This window comes from Streptomyces sp. NPDC058758 (assembly GCF_042746075.1).
GTDB lineage: Bacteria > Actinomycetota > Actinomycetes > Streptomycetales > Streptomycetaceae > Streptomyces.
This window is the reverse complement of sequence record NZ_JBHYPS010000003.1, coordinates 317,209-337,501: the sequence shown is the minus strand read 5'-3', so window position 1 is coordinate 337,501 and position 20,293 is coordinate 317,209. Positions and strand designations below refer to the sequence as shown.

Below are 20,293 nucleotides of genomic sequence, written 5' to 3'. Positions count from 1 at the left end.
GACGTGCGCGGAGGCGGAGGAGGGGACGGGGACGGGGATCGGGGGCGGGGTCAGGTGACGGTCGGGCGCTCCTGGAACTCGGGGGACCGGTGGGCGCCGGAGAGCGCGACGTCCCTCAGCTCCTCGACCGCCCGCAGGACGTCGGCGTGCGAGACGTACAGCGCGTTGAACCCGAAGCGGAGCAGGTCCGGGGCGCGCATGTCGCCGATCACGCCCCGGGCGGTGAGCGCGGCGACCAGCGGGTACGCCTCCGGGTGCCGCAGCGCGACCTGGCTGCCCCGGCGGGCCGGGTCGCGCGGGGTGACGGAGGTGAAGCCGAGGCCGTCGAGGAGGGCGTCGGCGCACTCCTGGAAGAAGCCGGAGAGCGACAGGCTCTTGCGCCGCACCTCGGTCGTCCCCACCCCGTCGAAGGCGGTGAGCGCGGCCTCCAGGGCGAGCAGGGACAGCAGCGCGGGCGTGCCGATCCTGGCCCGGCCGATGCCCGGCCCGGGGGCGTACGTGCCGGACATCGCGAAGGGCGCGGCGTGCCCGTGCCAGCCGGTCAGCGGCTGGTCGAAGCCGTCCTGGTGGCGGGCGGCGACATAGGCGAAGGCCGGTGCGCCGGGCCCGCCGGACAGGTACTTGTAGCCGCAGCCGACCGCGAAGTCCGCGCCGATCGCGTCGAGTTCCACCGGCAGCGCGCCCGCCGCGTGGCAGAGGTCCCAGTGGACCAGGGCGCCGGCGGCGTGCGCGGCGGCCGTGAGCGCGGCCATGTCGTACAGCTCGCCGGTGCGGTAGTCCACCGGCGCGTACGCGGCGACGGCGACGTCCGCGCCTTCGGCGGCCAGCACGGCGGCGGCCTCCCGGGCCGGCACCCGGCGGACGTCGAGGCCGAGCAGGCGGCCCACCGAGTCGGCGATGTACTGGTCGGTGGGGAAGTGGTCGGGGTCGGTCAGCAGCAGCCGGCGCCCGGGCCGCAGCCGTGCCGCCGCGAGGAGGGTGTTGAACAGCTGGACGCTCGTGGAGTCGCCGGCGACGACCTGCCCCGGTGCGGCGCCGATCAGCCGGCCGACGGCGTCTCCGGTCCTGGTCGGCGCCTCCCACCAGCCGTTGGCGTTCCAGGAGCGGATCAGGTCGGTGCCCCACTGGCGGTGCACGGCGTCCTCGACGGCCGCCGGGACGGCGGCGGGCAGCGCCCCCAGCGAGTTCCCGTCCAGGTAGACCACCCCCTCCGGGAGCAGGAAGCGGGAGCGGACGTGGGCGAGGGGGTCGGCCGCGTCCAGCGCGGCGGCGCGCTCGGTCAGCATGCGGGGGCTCCTTCCGGCAGCCGGGTCAGTCCGAAGAAGCGGACGGCGTTGCCGCCGAGGACGGCGGCCTTCTCGCGGTCGGTGAGGGCGCTGTCGCGCACCAGCCGGCCGATCTCCTCCTCGCCGAGCGGGAAGGGGTGGTCGGAGCCGAGCAGCACCCGCTCCGCGCCCATCACGTCCACGAGGAGGCGCAGCGCCCCGGGGTCGAAGACGGCCGAGTCGACGGAGAACCGGTCGGTGTAGTGCGAGGGCGGGTGCGGGCTGTCGGCCCGGACGAGGTCGCGCCGGTGCCAGGCGTTGTCGGCCCGGCCCAGCAGGTACGGGAAGCTGCCGCCGCCGTGCGCGAAGAGGAGCCGCAGCGAGGCCGGGAGGCGCTCGAAGGCCCCGGAGAGGATCAGCGACAGGATCGTCAGGTGGGTCTCCCCCGCCATGCCCGCCAGCCAGGCCAGCATGTAGCGCGCGTGGCGCGGTCCCGAGGGCATGTCCCACGGGTGGACGAGGACGGCCGCGCCCTCGTGCGCGCAGTGTGCCAGGAACTCGGTCAGCGCCCCGTCGTCGAGGTCGCGGTCGCCCAGGTGGTTGCCGATGTGGACGCCGTGGAAGCCCTGCCGCATCGCCTCGCTCACCGTCTCGCAGGCCGCCTCGGTGGACTGGAGCGGCACCTGGCACAGCGGGGCCAGCCGGCCGGGGGCGTACGCGGCGTACTCCAGCAGGTGGGCGTTGACGGTCCGGCACCAGTCGGCGGCGCGCCCGGCCTCCAGGCCGTAGCCGAAGAGCAGCGGGGTGCTGGAGAGGACCTGGACGTCGACGCCGAGCCGGTCCAGGTCGGCGACGCGGGCGGCCGGGTCCCACAGGGTGCGTCCCACCGGCCGGTACTCGGTGGCGCCGGCCATCATCATCCCGGCGTCGGGTCCGTCGGTGGTGCGCAGCCAGGGGCCGTCGTCGGAGCCGGTGAGCCGGCGGGACTCGGCGCGGCCGAGGGCGGGGAAGACGTGCGCGTGGACGTCGACGACGGTCATGCGCCGCCCGCCCCGTCGCGGCGGGTGCGGGGGCGCAGTTCCTCCGGCCAGTCGCGGCCGGGGTGGAGCGCGCCGCAGCGTCCGCAGGTGCGGGCGGCCTCGTCGGCGTAGAAGGCGCCGAAGACCGGCGGGAGGTCGTCGACGATCGAGGTGAGCTGGACCTCGCTGCGGTGCACCAGGTGGTGGCACTCCACGCAGTACCACTCGAAGGCGTCGAGGCTGCCGCGCGGGCGGGCGAACTCGACGACCAGGCCGATGCTGTCCTCCTCCGGCCGCTGCGGGGAGTGCCGCAGGTGGGCCGGGGCGAGGAAGACGTCGCCCTCGCGGATGTGGAGGTCGCGCGGGGGCCGGCCCTCCTTCTCCATGACGCGCAGCACCATGTCGCCCTTGAGCTGGTAGAAGAACTCCTCGATGGGGTCGTCGTGGAAGTCGGTGCGGCGGTTGGGGCCGCCGACGACCGTCACCATCAGGTCGGCGTCCCGCCAGATCTGGACGTTGCCGACCGGCGGCCGCAGCAGGTGCCGGTGCTCGTCGATCCAGGCGTGGAGATTGAACGGTCTCATCGTCATCGGCGCTGTTCCTCGCTCTGCGGGAGGTGGGCCACCGCGCTGATCTCGATCAGCAGGTGGGGGTGGGGGAGTTGGTGGACGGCGACGGTGGTGCGGGTCGGGCCGGTCTCGTCGAAGTACTCGGCGTAGACCTCGTTGTAGCCGCCGAAGTCGTTCATGCTGACCAGGTACGCGGTCACCGACACGAGGTCGTCGAGGCCGCCGCCCGCCGCCGCCAGGATGCCCGCGATGTTGTCGAGCACCGCCCGGGTCTGGACCCGGATGTCGAGGTCCGTCACACCCATCGGGTCGGCGCTCGCGCCGGCGAAGCCGCCGTCCGGCCGGCGGGAGCTCGTACCGGACACGAAGACCAGGTCGCCCGCGCGCCTCAGGTGCGGGAAGCGCCCGCGGGGCGGGGCGGCGCCGGGGACGATCACGCCGCCTCCCCGGTGGTGAGGGAGACGGTGCCGAGGCGGGCGACCGTGGCGCGGACGTGGGTGGCGGGCGGCAGGGGTACGGCGGCGGTGGCCGCGCCCGCGAGGATCACCGTCCCGGCGGCGAGCGGGCCGGCGAGCCGGGCCGCGGCGGCCAGGGCGCGCAGCGGGTGCCCGAGGATCGCGGCGGTGGAGCCTGTCTCGGCCGGCCGGCCGTCCAGCTCCAGGACCACCCCGAGGTTGCCGAGCGCGCCGAGGCCGCCCAGGTCGCGCGGCGCGGTCCACGGCCCGACCGCGTAGGCCGCGGCGGAGGTGTTGTCGGCGATCACCTCGGGGAGCGAGAAGCGGAAGCCGTGGTAGCGGGAGTCGATGACCTCCAGGGCGGGGGCCACCGCTGCGACCGCCGCCGCGGGGTCGCCGCCGGGGGCCAGGGTGGCGCCGAGGAGGAAGGCGAGCTCCGGCTCGACCCGCGGGTGGATCAGCCCGGCGACCTCGCACCGGCCGCCGTCCGCGACCTCCATGCGGTCCGTCAGTCGCCCGTGGATCAGGTCGGCCACCCCCATCTGCCGCATCTTGGCGAGGCTGGTGAACCCCAGCTTTACGCCGGTCGGCCGCTCGCCGCGGGCCAGCCGCCGCGCCACCAGCGCCTCCTGCACCTCGTACGCCCCGGCGACGTCCGCCGGGACGCTTCCGCCGCCGGGCAGCGGGCGCGCCTCCAGGGCCGCCGTGTCCAGGGCCTCGGCCAGGTGCGCGGCCTGCTCCGTCGTGGTGCTCATCGTGTCTTCCCTTCCGGCCCGGCGGGCCCGAAGGCCGCGCGCACCGAGCCGAGTCCGTCGATCCGGGCTTCGAGCACGTCCGCGGGGGCCACGTCCGCCAGGGGCCCGAGCGGGCCGGTCAGCACGGTGTCGCCGGCCCGCAGCGGGGTGCCGAGCCGGACGAGCGCGTCGGCCAGCAGCACGGCCGCGTGCAGCGGGTGGCCGAGGCGGGCGACGCCCGCGCCGGTGGAGACGGGCTCCCCCCGCCGCTCCAGCACCATTCCCGCCGTCCGCAGGTCCGTCCCGCGCAGCGGGACGGGGCGGGTGCCCAGGACGTACGCGCCGCCGCAGGCGTTGTCGGCGGTGGCGTCGACGGCCGTGACGTCCCAGTCGCGGATCCGGCTGCCGGCCACCTCGATCGCCGGCAGCGCGAAGGCGACCGCCCGGATCACGTCGGCCACCGTGTGCCGCTCGTGGACGAGGTCGTGCTCCAGGACCAGCGCCACCTGGGCCCCGGCCTTCGGCTGGAGCACCGTCCCCCAGGGGATTTCGGCCCCGTCGGGCACCGCCGCGTCGTCGAGGAGGACGCCGAAGCAGGGCGTGCCGGAGCCGGTCCCGTCCCCCGCGGCCGGGGAGGCCGGGCCGGTCTTCCAGCCGGTGACCCGGTGGCCGGCGGCGATCCGGCGTCCGGTGACGAGGGCCCGGACGGCGTGGGCCGCGTCCAGGTCGCCGGGCGGCAGCAGGTCCCGCACCGGGGCGCAGGGGACGCCGGTGCGGTGCGCCTCCCGGAGCCGCTCGGCGGCGGCGGCCACGGCCGCCGTGTCCGGGCCCGCCGTGCGCGCGCCGGGCGTGCCCGGGGCCGTCGTGGTCGCCTCGGGCGGGGTCGTGCCGGGCGCGGTCGCCTCGGGCGGGGTCGGGTTCGTCGTGGTCACAGCTTCACGCACACGTTCATCGGCTCGGAGAAGAAGTCGAGGGAGTGGTCGCCGCCCTCGCGTCCGATCCCGGACGCCTTCACCCCGCCGAAGGGGGTGCGGAGGTCCCGCAGGTTCCAGGTGTTCACCCAGGCGACGCCGACATCGAGGGCGGGTGCGACCCGGTGGGCGCGGCTCACGTCGCCGGTCCACACCGTGGCGGCCAGCCCGTACGGGCCGGCGTTGGCCAGGGCCAGCGCCTCCTCCTCGGTGTCGAAGGGGGCCAGGTGCACGACGGGGCCGAAGATCTCCTCCCGCACCGCCGGGTGGTCCTCCGGCAGTCCGGCGAGCACCGTCGGCTCCACCCAGAAGCCGCCGTCCCGCGCGTCGCCGAACGACGGCACCCCGCCGCCCGCCAGGACCTCGCCGTCCGCGGCGGCCCGGGTCAGATGGCCGAGGACCTTGTCGCGGTGGGCGGCGGAGATCATCGGGCCGTATCCGGCCAGGTCCTTCGCCCCGGCCGCGAGGGCCCCGGCGAACTCCTCGAACACCGGCCGCTCCACGTACACCCGCTCGGTGCACAGGCAGACCTGGCCGCTGTGCGTGAAGGACGAGCGGAGGGTCCCCTCCACGGCCCGCTCCAGGTCCGCGTCGGCGAAGACGAGCCCGGCGTTCTTGCCGCCGAGCTCGAAGGAGACCGGGGCCAGCCGGTCCGCGGCGGCCCGCATGATCGTCGAGCCGGTACGGGACTCCCCGGTGAAGGCGACGGCGTCCACCCCGGGGTGCTCGGTCAGCCACTGCCCGGCCGCGTCCGCCCCCGGGCCGTGGACCAGGTTGAAGACGCCCGCCGGCAGCTCCGCCCCGGCGATCACCTCCGCCAGCAGGCAGGCCGTGGACGGGGTGAGCTCCGACGGCTTGGCGACCACCGCGTTGCCCATGGCGAGGGCCGGGGCGAGCTTCCAGGTGAGCAGCAGCAGCGGCAGGTTCCACGGCGAGACCACCGCGACCACGCCGAGCGGCTTGCGCACCGTGTAGTTCAGCGCGCCGCGCCCGTCCGGGGTGGCGGTGTGCCAGGACCGCTCGCCACGCCCCGCCAAAAGGTCCGCGTACGCCCGGAAGTTGGCGACCGCCCTCGGCACGTCGACCGTCGAGGCCAGCGCACGGGGCTTGCCGGTGTCCGCGCACTCGGCGGCGACGAACTCCTCGAAGCGGGCCTCGACGCCGTCGGCGATCCGGTGCAGCGCCCGTGACCGCTCCGCCGGGCTCCACCCCGCCCAGGGCCCGCGCAGCGCCTCCCGGGCCGCGCCCACCGCCCGGTCGACCAGCTCCCGCGAGGCCGCGGGCACCTCTCCGACGGTGCGGCCGGTGACCGGGTCGACGAGCGGGAACGGCACGCCGGACGCGTCGAACCCGCCTCCTACGTAATGCCGCACGGGTGAACTCACCTTGCAGACCTCCGTTGCTGGGCCGGGGGCTGTCCGAAAGTCGCCCCCGGGGCGTGCCGGTATAGTGCGCCCACCCAGCTATGCCGATCCAATGCCGATCGGTGCGAGAGGTATAGCGATCCTGGTATGCGGCGGTCGGGGCGCGGCCCGCCGCCGTCGCCCCTCCCGGAAGGAGACGGCTCCGATGGACCTCCTGGACGGCCGGCTGAAGTTCCGGCACCTGACCCTGCTCCTCGCGGTCTTCGAGCACGGCAGCGTGGTGCGGGCGGCCGAGACCCTGCACCTCACCCAGCCCGCCGCGACCCGGACCCTGCGGGAGCTGGAGGCCATCGCCGAGCTGCCGCTGTTCACCCGCGTGCCGCGCGGGATGCGGCCCACCGTCTACGGCGAGGCCCTCGTCGCCCACGCCCGCGCGGTCGTCGCCGAGGTGCGGCGCGCCGAGGAGCACCTCACCGGACTGCGGCAGGGCCAGGACGGCACGGTCACCGTGGGCACCCTGCTGGCCGGGGCCAACGTGCTGCTGCCCCGGGCCGTCGCCCGGCTGAAGCGGGAGCGGCCCCGGCTCACCGTCGTCGTCCGGGAGGGCACTTCGGACGTGCTCCACCCGGCGCTGCTCGGCGGCGAACTCGACCTGATCGTCGGCCGGTTGGGCGGCGCTCCGGCCGAGGGCGAGAAGGTGCGGCAGCGGATGCTCTACCGCGAGCCCATCCGGCTCGCCGTCCGCTCCGGGCACCCGCTGCTGGCGGAGCGGGCGGTCACGCTCACGGACGCGCTCGGCTTCCCGTGGATCCTGCCGGTCGAGCAGACCGCCCTCCGCCACGAGGTGGGGGCGCTCCTCGTGGACCGGGGACTCGCGCCGCCGGCGGACCGGGTGGAGTGCACGTCCATCCTGACCATGCGGGCGCTGCTGCTCCAGACCGACATGGTCGCGCTCCTGCCGGAACTGGTCCTGCGCGACGACGAGCACCTGGCGGCGCTGCCGGTCGAACTCCCCTCCGTGGGGCGCACGGTGGGCGTCACCGAAGCCGCCCACCGCACCCGCACCCCGGCGCTCGCCGCGCTCCTGCGCCACCTCGACGAGGAGGCGGCCGTCCTGCGCGAGACCCTCGGCGCGGGACCCGTCAGACCGGCAGGCGGTCCAGCAGTCCGGTGAAGTCCGTCGCCGGCGGGAGGGTGCCGAAGGCGAGCCCCCCGTCGCCGGAGAGGCGGGAGGCGCAGAAGGCGTCGGCGACCGCCGCCGGGGCGTGGCGCACCAGGAGGGAGCCCTGGAGCACCAGCGCCGCCCGTTCGGCGACCCGGCGGGCCCGCAGCGGGGCGTCCTCGGTGAGGCGCAGTTCGGCCTGCAGGCCGGTCCAGGCCGCGTCGAGCCGCCGGTCGGCCCCGGACGCCGCCCCGACCTCGGAGCGGAAGGCCTCCAGGGCTTCCGGCTCGCGGGCCAGGGCGCGCAGCAGGTCCAGGGCGCTGACGTTGCCGGAGCCCTCCCAGATGCTGTTGAGCGGGGCCTCGCGGTACATCCTCGGCATGCCCGACGCCTCGTCGTAGCCGTTGCCGCCGAGGCACTCCAGGGCCTCGGCGACGGCGGCGGGCTGTCGCTTGCAGACCCAGTACTTGCCGACGGCGGTGGCCAGGCGCAGGAAGGCCCGCTCGCCCTCGTCGCCGAGGCGGGCGCGGTCCGCGGCGCCGGCCAGCCGCAGGCCGAGGGTGGTCGCGGCCTCCGACTCCAGCGCCAGGTCGGCGAGGACGTTGCGCATCAGCGGCTGGTCGATGAGCGTGGCGCCGAACGCCGAGCGGTGGCGGGCGTGATGGGCCGCCTGGGCGAGCGCGCCGCGGATGCCGGCGGCGGAGCCGAGCACGCAGTCCAGGCGGGTCATCGTCACCATGTCGATGATGGTCCGCACGCCCTTGCCCTCGGCGCCGACCAGCCACGCCACCGTGTCGTCGAACTCCGGCTCGCTGCTGGCGTTGGAGCGGTTGCCGAGCTTGTCCTTGAGCCGCTGGATGCGGAAGGTGTTGCGGCTGCCGTCGGGCAGGACGCGCGGCACGAGGAAGCAGGAGAGGCCGCCGGGCGCCTGCGCGAGGACGAGGAAGACGTCGTTCATCGGCGCGCTGGTGAACCACTTGTGGCCGCGCAACCGCCAGCTGCCGTCCGGGTGTTCGGTGGCGGTGGTGGTGTTGGCGCGCACGTCGCTGCCGCCCTGCTTCTCGGTCATGCCCATCCCGGCGAGCAGCCCGGACTTCTCCGCCGGGGCGCGCAGCCCGGGGTCGTACGAGCGGCTGGTGAGCAGCGGCACGTACGCCTCGGCCAGCTCGGGGGAGTGCCGCAGCGCCGGGACCACGGCGTACGTCATCGAGACCGGGCACAGGTGGCCCGCTTCCAGCGTGCCGGCGAGCATGAAACCGGCGGCGCGCGCCACGTGGGCGCCGGGCCGGTCGTCGGCCCAGGCGGCGCCGGCGAGGCCCTCGCCCACGGACAGGGCCATCAGCCGGTGGTAGGCCGGGTGGAACTCGACCTCGTCGATCCGGTTGCCGTACCGGTCGTGGGTGCGCAGCTCGGGCTCGTGGCGGTTGGCCTGGTCCGCCCAGCGCTGGGCCTCCTCGCTCGCGACGGCGCGGCCGAAGCGGTGCAGGTCCGCCAGGTGCCACCCGGCGCCCTCCCGCTCGACGCCTTCGAGCAGCACCGGGTCGTCGGCGGCGTCGTGACCGGTCAGCGGCGGGGCCTGGTTGGTGACGGCGTGCGTCACGGCGGCGGGGCGGCTCCGGGGCGCGGCCGCGGGGCCGTCCGGGGTGGCGGTGGCGGTGTCGGTGGGGGTGGGGGCGCCGGGGGTCGTGGTCACGGTGGTCGCTCCTCCGGAGGGTGGGGTGGGGACGGGGTCGTTGTGGTGCGGTGCGGTGCGGGCCGGGCGCGCCCGGCGTGCGGCGGCGGGCCGCGGCGCCGCACGGGCGGTGGCCTACGGCGCGGGCGCGCCCGCGCAGCGCAGCGCCATCGCGGTGAGGTCGGCGAGGAGCGACTCGGTGGTGGTCCCGTCGGGGGCGCCGAGCGGGTCGACCAGGACCTCCCCGACCGCGCCGGTGAGCGCGGCGGCGGTGAGTTCGCCGTTCTGTTCCGGCAGCACCCCGTCCGCGATCCCCTCGCGCACCACGGCGGCGAACAGCGCGCGGTAGCGGCGCCGGAAGTCGAGCCGCTCGGCGCCGACGGCGGGCTCTGCCGGGGCGGCGAGCAGGGCGTAGGCGAGCCCGCGGTTCTCCAGGGCGCGCCGGGCGAAGACGTGGACGCCGCGGCTCAGCCGCTCGACCGGGTCGCCGGGCGCGGCCAGCACCTCGCCGAGCACCTCCACCTCGCGCCCGGCGGCGCGCCGGAAGACCTCCACGGCGAGCGCCGCCTTGGAGGGGAAGTGCTGGTAGACGGAGCCGGCGGCGATCCCGGCGGCGTCGGCGACGGCGGTCACGGACGCCTGGGACCAGCCCACCTCGGCGACGACGGAGGTGGCGCAGGCGACCAGGTGCTCCCGGGCCGCTTCGAGCCGGCGGAGCTCGGCGGGGGTCTTGCGGTAGGCCATGGAAGAAGTGAACCATCATTCAGAGTTTCCCGCCACGGCCGGTTTCCTCCGGGCCGGCCGAAGCCGAAGTCGAAGTCGAAGTCGGGGAGGGGGCGGGGAACGGCGAACGGTGAACAGCGAACGGGGCGCCGGTCCCCCCGGGGCGCGTGCGGCGCTGTCGGTGCCGTCTGGTTCCATGCCCGGCATGGACCGACCGAACGAGCACGACGAGGAACAGGCCGGACTCCTCGCCCGCGTACGCCGCCTGGCCTGGGCCGACACCGGCGAACTCCGCTGCGGCGAGCCGGACCACCCCGACGGTCACGTCTGCCTGCCGGCCCCGATCGGGGAGGACGCGCTCGACGCGTTCCGGCGGGCCCTCGTCGAGCGGTACGGGGAGGCGCGCAGCCTCGCCGCGGACGGCCGCGCCGACCCGACCGCGACCACCCACACCGGTCTGCCGCTGCTCACCCCCTTCGGGGACCGGCTCGTCGCGATGCGCGGCTGGTTCCACGGCGGCCGGTGGATCGGTCTCGGCGCGATCCGCCGCCCGTACGGCCCGCTGCCCGTGCTCCTCGTCGCGGAGGGCCGGAGCCCGGCGGACGACCTCCCCGAGGGGGCCACCTGGCTGGGCGGGGTCGTCGCGGCCACCGGCCGGGACCTCGCCGCGCCCCGCCACCCGGTGGACTGGGCGGACGCCGAGGCCCGGCTCGGCACGGCGCTCCCCGCCGACTACAAGCAGCTCGCCGAGGTCTTCGGCGAGGGCGCCTTCGACGACCACCTCCGGCTGTACGTCCCCGGGTCGGACGCGCACGGCTCCGACCTCGTCGGGAACGCGCTCCGGTCGGCCGAGTGGGCGCGGACGAGGGGCGCCCGCCTGTGGGAGCCGTACGGCGTGTACCCCGCGCCCGGCGGCCTCCTGCAGTGGGGCGACACGGAGCAGGCCGACACCTTCCACTGGCTCACCGAGGGCGACGACCCCGACCGGTGGCCGGTCCTCGCCTGCTCGGACGACCACGACTCCTGGACCCGGTTCGACGGGACCGTCACCGAGTTCCTCCACCGGGTCCTCACCGACCGGCAGCACCCCTACTCCCTGGCCCGCCACTTCGACGGCCACTGGTTCACGCCCTACGGGGAGGACGGCCTCACGGCGTGACCGCGATGTTGGTCAGACCGCTCGTGGCGCCCCGCACCGTGTTGGAGGCGTGCACCACGTTGAGCCGCCCCGGGCACTTGGAGGTCGACGTGATCCGGACGGCGTACGCGCCCACCCCGCCCAGGTCGGAGGAATTGCCGCGCCACACGTTGCCGCAGCCGTTCGGGAAGGCCGGCGTGGTGACGGGGTTGTGCGTCTCGTAGCCGTTGGCGAAGGTGCCCGGCGCGGTGAAGGTGCCGGTGTTGCCCTCGATCAGGTAGTCCACGCCCTTCACGTCGATCCAGGAGTCCGCCGAGTTCTGCCCGGTGATCCCGCGCCCGTCGAAGGTGTTGCCGCGGATGATCCCGCCGAAGGTGCCCTCCTTGACGTCGACGGCCTCGGCGGCGACGTACGGGCCGATCCGGTTGTTCTCCACGAGCACCCGGTCGGAGCGGTCGGCGCCGCCCTCGGTGCCGTGGCAGCCCCAGTTGGAGCCCGCCGAGCCGATGTAGACGCCCTCGCCGTAACCGGGCTGGACCAGCCCCGTCTCCTCGACCGTCGAGTTCCGGAGCACGCCGTCCGCCGAGGAGCGGCGGAAGTGCACGCCCTCCTCCTCGACGCGGTGCACGTACAGTCCGTCCGCCGTCACGTGCGGGGAGGCGTCGACGACCACGCCCTTCTTGGAGTCCCGGACGGTGAAGCCCTCCAGGTTCCAGTACGGGGCCCGGTACAGCCACAGGCCGTAGCCCGGGTCCCAGCCGGCGGTGGGGACCGGGCAGGACGGGCCGCTGCCGGACGGGCCGTCGTTGACGAGCACCGCCGTGCGGGGGCCGGTCAGCGTGATCGGCCGGTCCGCCGTGCCGGCGCGCTGCGCGACGAAGGAGCCCCGGTACTCGCCGGGGGCCAGCCGGATCGTCTGCCCGGGCGCCGCCGAGTCCAGCGCGGCCCGGAGCTCCGCGGCGGTGGCGACGTCGACGACGGGGCCGGCGGGCGGGGTGGTGGTGGAGGTCGGGGTGGGCGTGGGCGTGGGGGTCGGTGTCGGGGTGGGGGTGGGGGTCGGTGTGGGGGTGGGTGTCGGGGCGCCGCCGTCGCACGGGGCGCCGTTGACCGTGCAGTTGAGGGGCAGGCCGAGGCCGCTCGCGTTGAAACCGAAGCTCTGCGTCCCGCCCGGCGCGACCGAGCCGTTCCAGGAGACGGGGGTGAAGGTGTAGTGGCGGCCGCTCTGGGTCTTCGTCGCCGACCAGTGGCTGCTGACCGAGGTCCCCTCCGGCAGGTCGAACTCGACCCTCCAGCCGCTCGCCGGGGCGTCCCCGCCGTTCGTCACGGTCACGTCGGCGCCGTAGCCGGTGCTCCAGACGCTCGCCCGGGCGATCGAGGCGGTGAGGGCGGGGGCGGCGTCGGCCCGGGCCGACGGGGTCAGGAGCCCCGCGCCGATCAGGACGGCGGCGGCCGTCGCGGCCGCCGGAATCGCTCTGCGCATGAGGGATCGTCTCCTCCTGCCGGGTGGCGGCCGGCCGGTCGGTGATGGTTGACAGGAAACCTTCCTTACCGTCGCGTCGGCGTCAATGGAGACGACGGATCCGCCCGACGTTCTCCCGCGGCCGGGCGCGGGCCGAGCGCTTCCCGAACGCGCCCCGGACGGCGCTCACTTCGGACCAGGGAAGGAGCGCGGACGGGGCGCGGACGGGCCGCGGACGGGCCGCGGGGCCGCGGACGGGGCGCGGACGGGCTGCGGGGCCGGGGGACCGCCGTCCCGCCGCACGCTCCCGCGCCGAACGCCCCGCCTGCGGACCCGTTTTACGCCCCGAACGCCCCGCCTGCGGCCCCGCCTTCCGCCCCGAAGGCCTCGCCCCGAAGGCCCCGCCCCGGCCGCCCTCGCCGGCGGCCCGGCGCGCCGACTCCCGCATCGCGGCGGCGCGTTCGCGGGCCGTGCCCCACGAGGCCGCGGGCGGGCCGGACTTCACCCGGCGGGGCCCTCTGTTACGTTGGCGGTTTCCCGCCCCCAGGAGAGGAAGCGACCTGCTCATGGCCCTCATCCACCGCACCACGATGACGCCGACCAAACTGGAGCTCATCGCCGGCTGGCTGCCGACGCGGGCCTGGTACGCCGGAGGGGCGGACGGGCCACGGCCGGTGAAGGCCGGCGGGTTCCGGCTCGACGACCCCGAGGGCGAGGTGGGCGTCGAGTTCATGGTCGTCACCGACGGCGAGGGGCCGGAGGCGGTCGCGTACCTGATCCCGATGACGTACCGGGGCAAGCCCCTCGACGGCGCCGGGCACGCGCTCATCGGCACCTCCGAGCACGGGGTGCTCGGCACCCGGTGGATCTACGACGGCGCCCACGACCCCGTGCTCGTCCGGGAGCTGACCGCACTGCTCGCCGGACGGGCCGTGCCGCAGCAGCAGTCCGTCAGCGACGCCGTCGACGAGACCGTCGCGGTCGCCGCCGTCCCGGGCCTGCGCGCCGCCGAGCCGCCGGCCGCCGTCGACGGCGGCGAGCACACCGACGTCGAGGTGCGGGCGGAGGAGGACGCCGGAGCCCTCGTCCTGCGGCTGCACCGGGTCCTGCGGCCGGGCGCCGGGGAGGGCGCGCTCGGGGGCGTCACCGCCGAGTGGGTCCCGGCGGGAGCCGAGGGCGCCGCCGTGCGCGGGACGTACGTCTCCGTCCACCGGGCCTGACGCGGGCGGCGCGCTCCGTCCTCAGGGGCGGAGCGCCGTCGCCAGCTGGGCGCGGGAGCGCACGTCCAGCTTCTGGTAGATGCGGGTCAGCCGCGCCTCCACCGTCTTCACGCTCAGGAACAGCTTCGCCGCCGCCTCCTGGTTCGAGGCTCCCTGCCCCACCAGCCGGGCCAGCCGCAGCTCCGCCTCGGTCAGCGAGGCCAGCGCCGTCGGGGCCTCGTCGCCGCCCGCCGCCGTCCCCGGCAGCTCGCCCGCCGGGGCCTCCGTGGCCAGCGCCAGCCACGGCACCGCCCCGGCCCGCTCGAAGAGCGTGGCCGCCGTGTGCAGCGCCGTCTGCGCCGCCGACCGCCGCCGCCGCTTGCGCTCCACCCGGGCCAGCGCCATCAGTGCCCGCCCCTGCTCCAGCGGCAGCCCCGCCTCCGCGAACCGGACGGCCGTCCCGGTCAGCAGCTCCGCCGCCTCGTCCGTCCGGCCCTCCGCCGCCAGGCACAGCGCCTGCACCCGGTCGCAGCCGAGCAGCACCGTGGAGCGGCCCAGCCGCCGGGCCACCGGGCGGACCTCCGCGAGCAGCGCCAGGGCGTCCTCGACGGCGTCGTGCGCGAGCAGCGCCTCCGCCAGCTCCTCGTGCCAGCGCAGCATCGACGGGTCGACCGTGGACTGCGCCCGCTCGTCGGCCTGCACCCGGCGCAGGGTCTCCAGGGCCGCCGCCACGTCGCCGTTGACCAGCTGGACGCGCCCGAGGGCGTACCGGCTGCGCGAGAGGAAGACCCGGTCGCCCTCCTCCTCGGAGGCCTGCACGCTGCGCCGCGCGTAGCTCGCCGCCCGGCCCAGGCTGCCGCCGGCGGTCTCGGCGAGCGCCAGCGCGTACCAGGCGGGGCCGGGGGACAGGCCGGCCTCCAGGGTGAGCGCCAGCGACTGGCCGGCGTGCGCCAGCGCCGCCGCGCACGCGCCGATCCGCGACTCGATCTCCGCGAGCGTGCGGAACAGCTCGATGGCGTCCTCGACCGAGCCCCGCCGCTGCACCAGCGGCAGCAGGGCGTTCAGCTCGTCGCGGGCGTCCGTCAGCCGGTCGTCGAAGAGGGCGTGCCGGATCGTCAGGATCTGGGCGGCGTTGCGGATGCCCAACGGCCTTTCCGTCAGCTCCAGTTCCCGGGCCCGGGCCAGGACCGGCTCCGCGTCGGGGGTGCCCAGCGCCCGCTCCATCCGCGCCTGCACGGTCAGCGCCTGCGCGGCCGTACGCGGGTCGCCCACCGAGGCGGCGAGCGCGGCCGACTCCATCGCGGCGGTCCTGGACCGCTCCGGATCACCATCGGCCAGCACGTACTTGACGGCCAGCCGGAGCTGCACGGCGGCCCGGAGCGCGGTGTCGCCCTCCGAGTCCTCCATGGCGTGGACGTACATGTCGTCCAGGTCGGTGAGGCCCTGCCCCGCCGTGTCGAGGACCGCGAGGCGGGCCCGCACCCGGTCGGTGGGGGAGGCGTCGCGGGCGAGCAGGTCGGTGGCGGCCCGCATCGCCAGGTCGGCCCTGGCCGCCCGCGCGGCCTCCTCGGCCGCGTCCACGAGGCGCGCGATGCGCCGCGCACCGTCCCGGCCGGGGGTGGACTCGGCGGCCAGCAGGGCCAGTTCGGCGGCGAGCGCGTTGTTCCCGCGGCGCCGCGCGGCCTCCGCAGCGGCCGCCACCTCGGCGGCCAGCTCCTCGTCCGGCCGGTCGGAGGCCAGCGCCCGGTGCCGGACCGCCTCCACCGGGTCGTCCACGACCTCGGCGAGCGCGGCGTGCCCGGCGCTGCGCTCCGCCCAGCAGGCGTCGTGCACCAGCGTGGACGGCAGGAGCCCCGCCGTGAAGGCCAGCGAGCCGTCCTCGGCGAGCGACACCAGGCCGGCCCGCTCGGCGGCGGCGAGGTCCGCCTCCGCGTTGGCCCGTCCGGCCCGCCGCACCAGGGTCGCCGAGGGGCGCAGGGCGAGCGCCGCGAGCAGCAGCGTGGCCCGGACCGGCGGGGGAGCGGCGCCCAGGAGCTGGCGGGCCAGGTCCCGGGCCCGGCCGGAGAGCGTCAGGGCCTCCGCGTGGTGCACGGGGGTGCGGGCGTCGGCGAGGGAGCGGCCGACGGCGAGCGCGAGCCGGGGGTTGCCGCCGCTGGCGCGGTGGATGCGGCCGGCCATCCGGGACGGCAGCCGGTGGTGGATGAGGAGTGCGGCGATCTCGTCGGCCTGGAGCGGCGGCACGAGGAGCAGGTCGGCCTCGGACGGCACCCACAGGTGGGCGGTGCGCCCGACGCCCGCCCGGCCGGGGGCGCCGGCGGCGGGCTCCGGCGCGTCGGCGCCGTGGGCGTCCCCGTACGGCTCCGGGGTCTCGACCGCGATCACCCGCAGCGACGGCGGGGCGAGGTGGAGGGCGAAGCGGAGCAGGTCGGTGCTGTCGTGGTCGAGGAACTCGGCCCCGTCGACGACGAGCAGCACCGGCCCCCGGGAGGCCAGCGCGCGCAGGATGCGGGCGATGCCCAGGCGCAGGGCGATCGGGTCCCAGCCGCCCTGCTGGATGGGCGCCTCGCGGCAGAGCATGGCGACGGCGGTGCGCTGGGGGCCCGGCAGGTCGTCGAAGACGCCGGAGGCGAAGACCCCGGAGGGCAGGGCGCCGGGGGAGCCCGGGAGGGGGGCCGGGCCGTCCTCGGCGGCGGGGGCCGGCTCGGCGCGCGGGCCCGGCCGGGTGACGGTGGACGCCACGGAGGCCACCAGCGCGGCCGCGGCGGCGCCGGGTATCGCGCGGTCGGCGGGAAGGGCCGCGAGCCACAGCACGGTCTCGCCGCGGGCCTCGGCCCGGGCCGCGGCGGCCAGCGCGACCTCGGTCTTGCCGACGCCTGCGGGGCCCGTGAGCAGGGCGCGGCCGCGGGAGTGGAGGACGGATTCGAGACGGGCCAGCAGCTCCTCGCGGCCCACCGGGGCCGGGGGCCCCGCGACTCCGGGAGCACGTGGGGGCAGGGGGCCGCTCGGAACCGTCGTCACCTGGTCGCCACCTCCGCCCGTGGGCCCCGCCCATGAGCCCTGCGCAGAGGATACGGAGCCGGGGCGCTCCGTCCAGGCCCCTTGTCCGGCATGCGGACACGCCGCACCGCGCGGTCACCCTTCCCCACGCCAGGACGCGCCCGTGGTGTAGACCACGAGCGCGTCGCTGACCAGCAATGATGCTGATGTGGGGGGTGGTTGAGCGGTGGATCAGAAGGTGAGGCTCCACGAGTCGATGTAGCCGGTGTCACCCGTGGCCACATCGCGGACCTGGAGCTTCCAGGTGCCGTTGGCGACCTCGTTGGAGGCGTCGACCGTGTACGTCGCGATGACGTTGTCGGCGCTGTCCGAGGAGGAGGACGCCTTCAGGTTGCGCACCGTGCCGTCGGGGGCGACCAGGTCGACGACCAGGTCCCCGCGCCAGGTGTGCTTGATGTCCACGCCGACCTTGAGGGCGGCGGGGGCGTTGCCGGTGCGGCCGGTGACGGCGATCGAGGACGACACGGTGGTGTTGTCGGAGATCGTGACGTCGTTGGCGTTGGTGAAGACGGTGCCCGGCTGGGTGGTGCCGGTGACCGCGTTCACGGTCTTGGCCGCGTCGGCGATGCCGGTGCCGCAGCCGCCGGAGCAGGTGCCGGGGAGCGGACGGGCGTTCGTCTTGATCGCCGACTCGATCTCGGCCGGGGTGAGGGTGCTCTTGGCCGACTTCAGGAGGGCGGCGAGGCCCGCGATGTGCGGCGCGGCCATGGAGGTGCCCTGGTAGGGCTTGTAGTTCTCGGTCGACTGGGTCGTCGTGCCCGAGTTCAGCGTGGAGTAGATCGCGTTCTCGGGGGTGGTGACGGTGCCGGGCGTGTCGGTGGCGTTGCGGGTCTCGCCGCCGGGGGCGGACACGTCCACGAGGGTGCCGTAGTTGGAGTAGTACGACCGGGAGCCGGCGCGGTTGGTCGACGCCACGGTGATGACGTTCGAGCAGTTCGCGGGCGTGAAGCCGGAGGTGTTGGCGTTGCTGTTGCCCGCGGCGACGACGACGGTGGTGCCGCGCGAGACGGCGCCGTTGATCGCGGTCTGGTAGACGCTCGGGCAGGTGGAGCTGGCGCCGCCGAGGCTCAGGTTGATGACCTTGGCCGGCGTGGGGTTGGCCGGGACGCCCGACACGGTGCCGCCGGAGGCCCAGGTGATGGCGTCGGCGATGTCGGAGGACGAGCCGCCGCACTTGCCGAGCACCCGCACGGGCTGGATCTTCGCGTTGTACGCGATGCCCGCGATGCCCTTGGTGTTGTTCGTGACGGCGCCGATGGTGCCGGCCACGTGGGTGCCGTGCCAGGAGGAGGTCGACGCCTTGGAGCCGGTGCCGCACTCGCCGTCGGTGGCGTTCCAGTCGCCCTCGTCCTTGGCGTCCGCGTCGCGGCCGTTGCCGTCGCGGGCGTCGGCGGAGGCGGAGATGAAGTCGTAGCCGGAGACCACGTTGGACGCGAGGTCCGAGTGGGCCGCGTAGCCTGTGTCGATGACGGCGACGGTGACGCCCGAGCCGGTCGTCTTGTCCCAGGCGGACGGCACGTTCATGCCGCCGGTGGCCTCGAAGAGGTCCCACTGCTTGGCGTAGTCGGTGTCGTTCGGGGCCACGGCCATGGCGTAGGCGCGGATGTCCGGTTCGACGGTGGCGACGGACGGGTCGGCGCGGAAGGCGGCCATGACCTCGTTCACGTCCTGCGCGGTGGCGGAGTCGCCCAGGTCGACCAGGGCGCCGCCGCCGGAGAGGCGGCGCTCGAAGGCGAGCGCCTCGCCGGTCTTCGCGGCCTTCTCGGCGGTGTCGGACTTCGCCGCCGCGTTGGAAGCGGCCTCGGCGGCCTGGCTCTTGTAGGTGACGATGACCTTCTCGACCGGGGCGCTGGGCAGCGCCCGCATCGCCTGCGAAGCCGGGGCGGGCTTCGGGGAGGGAGCGGCCGGGGCGGCGGCGAACGCCCCGGTGGTGGTGGCAGTGGCACCGATGATCGCGGCGGTGGCGACCACGGATATGACTCTCCGCCTGGAACCGTTCAAAGTGGGTGGCCCTTTCGAGTACGACGTGGTTGCGGGCAGTGGCGGCGGCGCGGGAGTCGCGGTGCGAAGTGGGGTCGCGGCCGTGGTCCCTGGGCTGGGGGGCCCGTGCGCCGCCACCGGCGCCGACGGCCCGGGTCAAGGCCGTCACCGGCGGTGGTCTCCCCGCATGCACCTGTCAGATGCGCTGCGGGGGATGATATCCGCCGGTGCGGAGGACAGTAGGGAACGGGGAGGTGAACGCGATACGGGGAAAACCCTTGTCGCCCCTCAGGGGCGGGGAGGGGGTCCCCCCTCCGGGGCGGCCGGAGGGCGTCGGCGCGGCGGGCGCGCGGAGGGGCGGCCGGGCCCACCGCCCCGCTCCGGGCGGCGAAGTGGCGCGATCCGACCCGCTCGCGGGCACGCGAGCGGGTGCGGAGCGAGGGCGCGGGGAGCGTGCGGGGCGCGCGGGGGAGCGGCGAGGGGTCGCGAGGGGTGGGGCGTCGGAGCCGGGTGCCGCAGGGCGGATCCCGGCCGGTTCCGGCCCGTCCTCAGCCGAGTTCGAGGGTGGTGACGCCGAAGACGCGGTCCGTCGCGATCGGCCGTACCGGGGCGGTGTACATGCGGGCCGTCTCGAAGGTGGGGGTGAGGCCGCGCTCCTCGGCGAGCCGGGCCGCCGCCGGGTTCGTGTCCGGCATGTCCACGGCGACCGACCGCGCGCCGAAGCCCCGGGCCTCCTCCGCCAGCGCGTCGAGCAGAGCCGCCGCGTCCGCCGGACCGTCCGCGAACAGCGGCCCCACCCGCGCCTCGTCCTGGCAGGGCCGCACGACGCCGTAGCCGGTCACCCGGCCGTCCGCCACCCTCGCGAGGGCGCGGTGCCCCGGGGTCGTGAGCCAGGCGGCGAGGAAGCGGGGCCGTTCGGCGTGGTGGCAGGCGGAGTCGTACGCGGCGAGGAGCGCGCGATCGACCCGCCCGGCCGGCACGATCCCGGCCACCGGGCGCCCGGAGGACGGGACTTCTCCGACATAGCGGGCGGTGCGGTAGGCGGTCGCGAAGCCCGAGCGCCGGTAGTTGTCCTGCTGGGCGGGCACCCCGTCCAGCCCCACCGCGCGCCCGCCCGCGTGGGCGAGCCCGGCCCGCCAGGTCGCCAGCCCCAGCCCCCGCCCGCGCAGTTCGGGCCGGACGAGGTAGAAGCCGAGGAAGGCGTACGCGTCCCCGTAGGTCACCACCGAGACGGCGGAGACCGGCTCGCCGCCGACCCGCCCCAGGAAGAACCCCTCCGGGTCCTGCGCGAAGAAGGCGTCCCCGTCCGCCCGCCCGGGGTTCCACCCCTCCTCGGCCGCCCAGCCCCGCACGAGCTCCCACTCGGCGCGGGTGGCGGGGGCGACGGCGATCGGACCGGCGGAGGAGAGGGTCATGGAGGAGCCTTTCGAACGACACCGCACACCAAACAAAACGGTCAAAGCGCCCCACCGTAGCGCCTCCTGACCCCCTCCCGGCGTGCCGCCGATCGATTCCGGCCGCCCGGC

16 protein-coding genes are annotated in these 20,293 nt (G+C 76.2%); 3 read left to right on the top strand and 13 right to left on the bottom strand.

The features are described 5' to 3' along the window. Positions 1–50: 50 nt before the first annotated feature. The 7 genes from kynU to ACFW6A_RS06235 all read right to left on the bottom strand — a co-directional run bounded on the left by kynU (position 51) and on the right by ACFW6A_RS06235 (position 6,386). Positions 51–1,286, bottom strand: a complete 1,236-nt coding sequence (gene kynU, locus ACFW6A_RS06265) for a kynureninase (protein ID WP_386639022.1) — start codon at positions 1,284–1,286, stop codon at positions 51–53. Further along, positions 1,280–2,305 (bottom strand): amidohydrolase family protein, encoded by a 1,026-nt coding sequence (locus ACFW6A_RS06260; protein ID WP_351847516.1) that lies wholly within the window; start codon positions 2,303–2,305, stop codon positions 1,280–1,282. The genes kynU and ACFW6A_RS06260 overlap by 7 nt, the downstream gene beginning before the upstream one ends. Then, positions 2,302–2,874 (bottom strand): 3-hydroxyanthranilate 3,4-dioxygenase, encoded by a 573-nt coding sequence (locus ACFW6A_RS06255; RefSeq protein WP_386639018.1) that lies wholly within the window; start codon positions 2,872–2,874, stop codon positions 2,302–2,304. Before ACFW6A_RS06255 ends, ACFW6A_RS06260 begins: the two co-directional genes overlap by 4 nt. Continuing rightward, positions 2,871–3,290, bottom strand: a complete 420-nt coding sequence (locus ACFW6A_RS06250; RefSeq protein WP_351847521.1) for a RidA family protein — start codon at positions 3,288–3,290, stop codon at positions 2,871–2,873. The genes ACFW6A_RS06255 and ACFW6A_RS06250 overlap by 4 nt, the downstream gene beginning before the upstream one ends. Then, a complete protein-coding gene (locus tag ACFW6A_RS06245) occupies positions 3,287–4,063 on the bottom strand; it encodes a 2-keto-4-pentenoate hydratase (protein ID WP_386484524.1) in 777 nt (258 codons plus the stop codon). The genes ACFW6A_RS06250 and ACFW6A_RS06245 overlap by 4 nt, the downstream gene beginning before the upstream one ends. Continuing rightward, positions 4,060–4,854: a 2-keto-4-pentenoate hydratase gene (locus ACFW6A_RS06240; protein ID WP_386639127.1), complete on the bottom strand. Its 795-nt coding sequence runs from the start codon at positions 4,852–4,854 to the stop codon at positions 4,060–4,062. Before ACFW6A_RS06240 ends, ACFW6A_RS06245 begins: the two co-directional genes overlap by 4 nt. Before the next feature lie 116 nt (positions 4,855–4,970). Further along, positions 4,971–6,386 carry a 2-hydroxymuconic semialdehyde dehydrogenase gene (locus ACFW6A_RS06235; protein WP_386639015.1) on the bottom strand — a complete coding sequence of 472 codons (1,416 nt, stop codon included), beginning with the start codon at positions 6,384–6,386 and terminating at the stop codon, positions 4,971–4,973. Between the two features lie 196 nt (positions 6,387–6,582). On the opposite strand from ACFW6A_RS06235, the gene ACFW6A_RS06230 reads away from it, so the two are divergent. Continuing rightward, entirely contained in the window at positions 6,583–7,551 is a 969-nt protein-coding gene (locus ACFW6A_RS06230; protein ID WP_351849767.1) for a LysR substrate-binding domain-containing protein, read from the top strand. On the opposite strand, the gene ACFW6A_RS06225 is transcribed toward ACFW6A_RS06230, so the two are convergent. After that, entirely contained in the window at positions 7,520–9,139 is a 1,620-nt protein-coding gene (locus ACFW6A_RS06225) for an acyl-CoA dehydrogenase family protein (protein WP_386639124.1), read from the bottom strand. The two genes, ACFW6A_RS06230 and ACFW6A_RS06225, sit on opposite strands and share 32 nt — an antisense overlap. 207 nt (positions 9,140–9,346) lie before the next feature. Then, a complete protein-coding gene (locus ACFW6A_RS06220) occupies positions 9,347–9,955 on the bottom strand; it encodes a TetR/AcrR family transcriptional regulator (RefSeq protein WP_386639012.1) in 609 nt (202 codons plus the stop codon). Between the two features lie 184 nt (positions 9,956–10,139). Here ACFW6A_RS06220 and ACFW6A_RS06215 point away from each other — a divergent pair, with 184 nt between their 5' ends. Further along, positions 10,140–11,093, top strand: coding sequence for a hypothetical protein (locus tag ACFW6A_RS06215; RefSeq protein ID WP_386639009.1), 954 nt, complete (start codon positions 10,140–10,142; stop codon positions 11,091–11,093). Here the strand turns inward: ACFW6A_RS06215 and ACFW6A_RS06210 are convergent. Further along, positions 11,083–12,552 carry a cellulose binding domain-containing protein gene (locus ACFW6A_RS06210; protein WP_386639006.1) on the bottom strand — a complete coding sequence of 490 codons (1,470 nt, stop codon included), beginning with the start codon at positions 12,550–12,552 and terminating at the stop codon, positions 11,083–11,085. The genes ACFW6A_RS06215 and ACFW6A_RS06210 overlap by 11 nt on opposite strands. A 545-nt stretch (positions 12,553–13,097) precedes the next feature. Between ACFW6A_RS06210 and ACFW6A_RS06205 the strand changes: the two genes are divergently transcribed. Then, positions 13,098–13,751 (top strand): 1,4-alpha-glucan branching protein, encoded by a 654-nt coding sequence (locus ACFW6A_RS06205; protein ID WP_386639003.1) that lies wholly within the window; start codon positions 13,098–13,100, stop codon positions 13,749–13,751. Between the two features lie 21 nt (positions 13,752–13,772). Here ACFW6A_RS06205 and ACFW6A_RS06200 read toward each other — a convergent pair whose 3' ends face one another. The 3 genes from ACFW6A_RS06200 to ACFW6A_RS06190 form a co-directional block, all read right to left on the bottom strand. Continuing rightward, positions 13,773–16,748, bottom strand: a complete 2,976-nt coding sequence (locus tag ACFW6A_RS06200; RefSeq protein ID WP_386639000.1) for an AAA family ATPase — start codon at positions 16,746–16,748, stop codon at positions 13,773–13,775. Between the two features lie 210 nt (positions 16,749–16,958). Further along, entirely contained in the window at positions 16,959–18,653 is a 1,695-nt protein-coding gene (locus ACFW6A_RS06195) for a S8 family serine peptidase (RefSeq protein WP_386639122.1), read from the bottom strand. A 662-nt stretch (positions 18,654–19,315) separates the two neighbouring features. Next, positions 19,316–20,182 carry a GNAT family N-acetyltransferase gene (locus ACFW6A_RS06190; protein WP_386638997.1) on the bottom strand — a complete coding sequence of 289 codons (867 nt, stop codon included), beginning with the start codon at positions 20,180–20,182 and terminating at the stop codon, positions 19,316–19,318. Positions 20,183–20,293 lie beyond the last annotated feature (111 nt).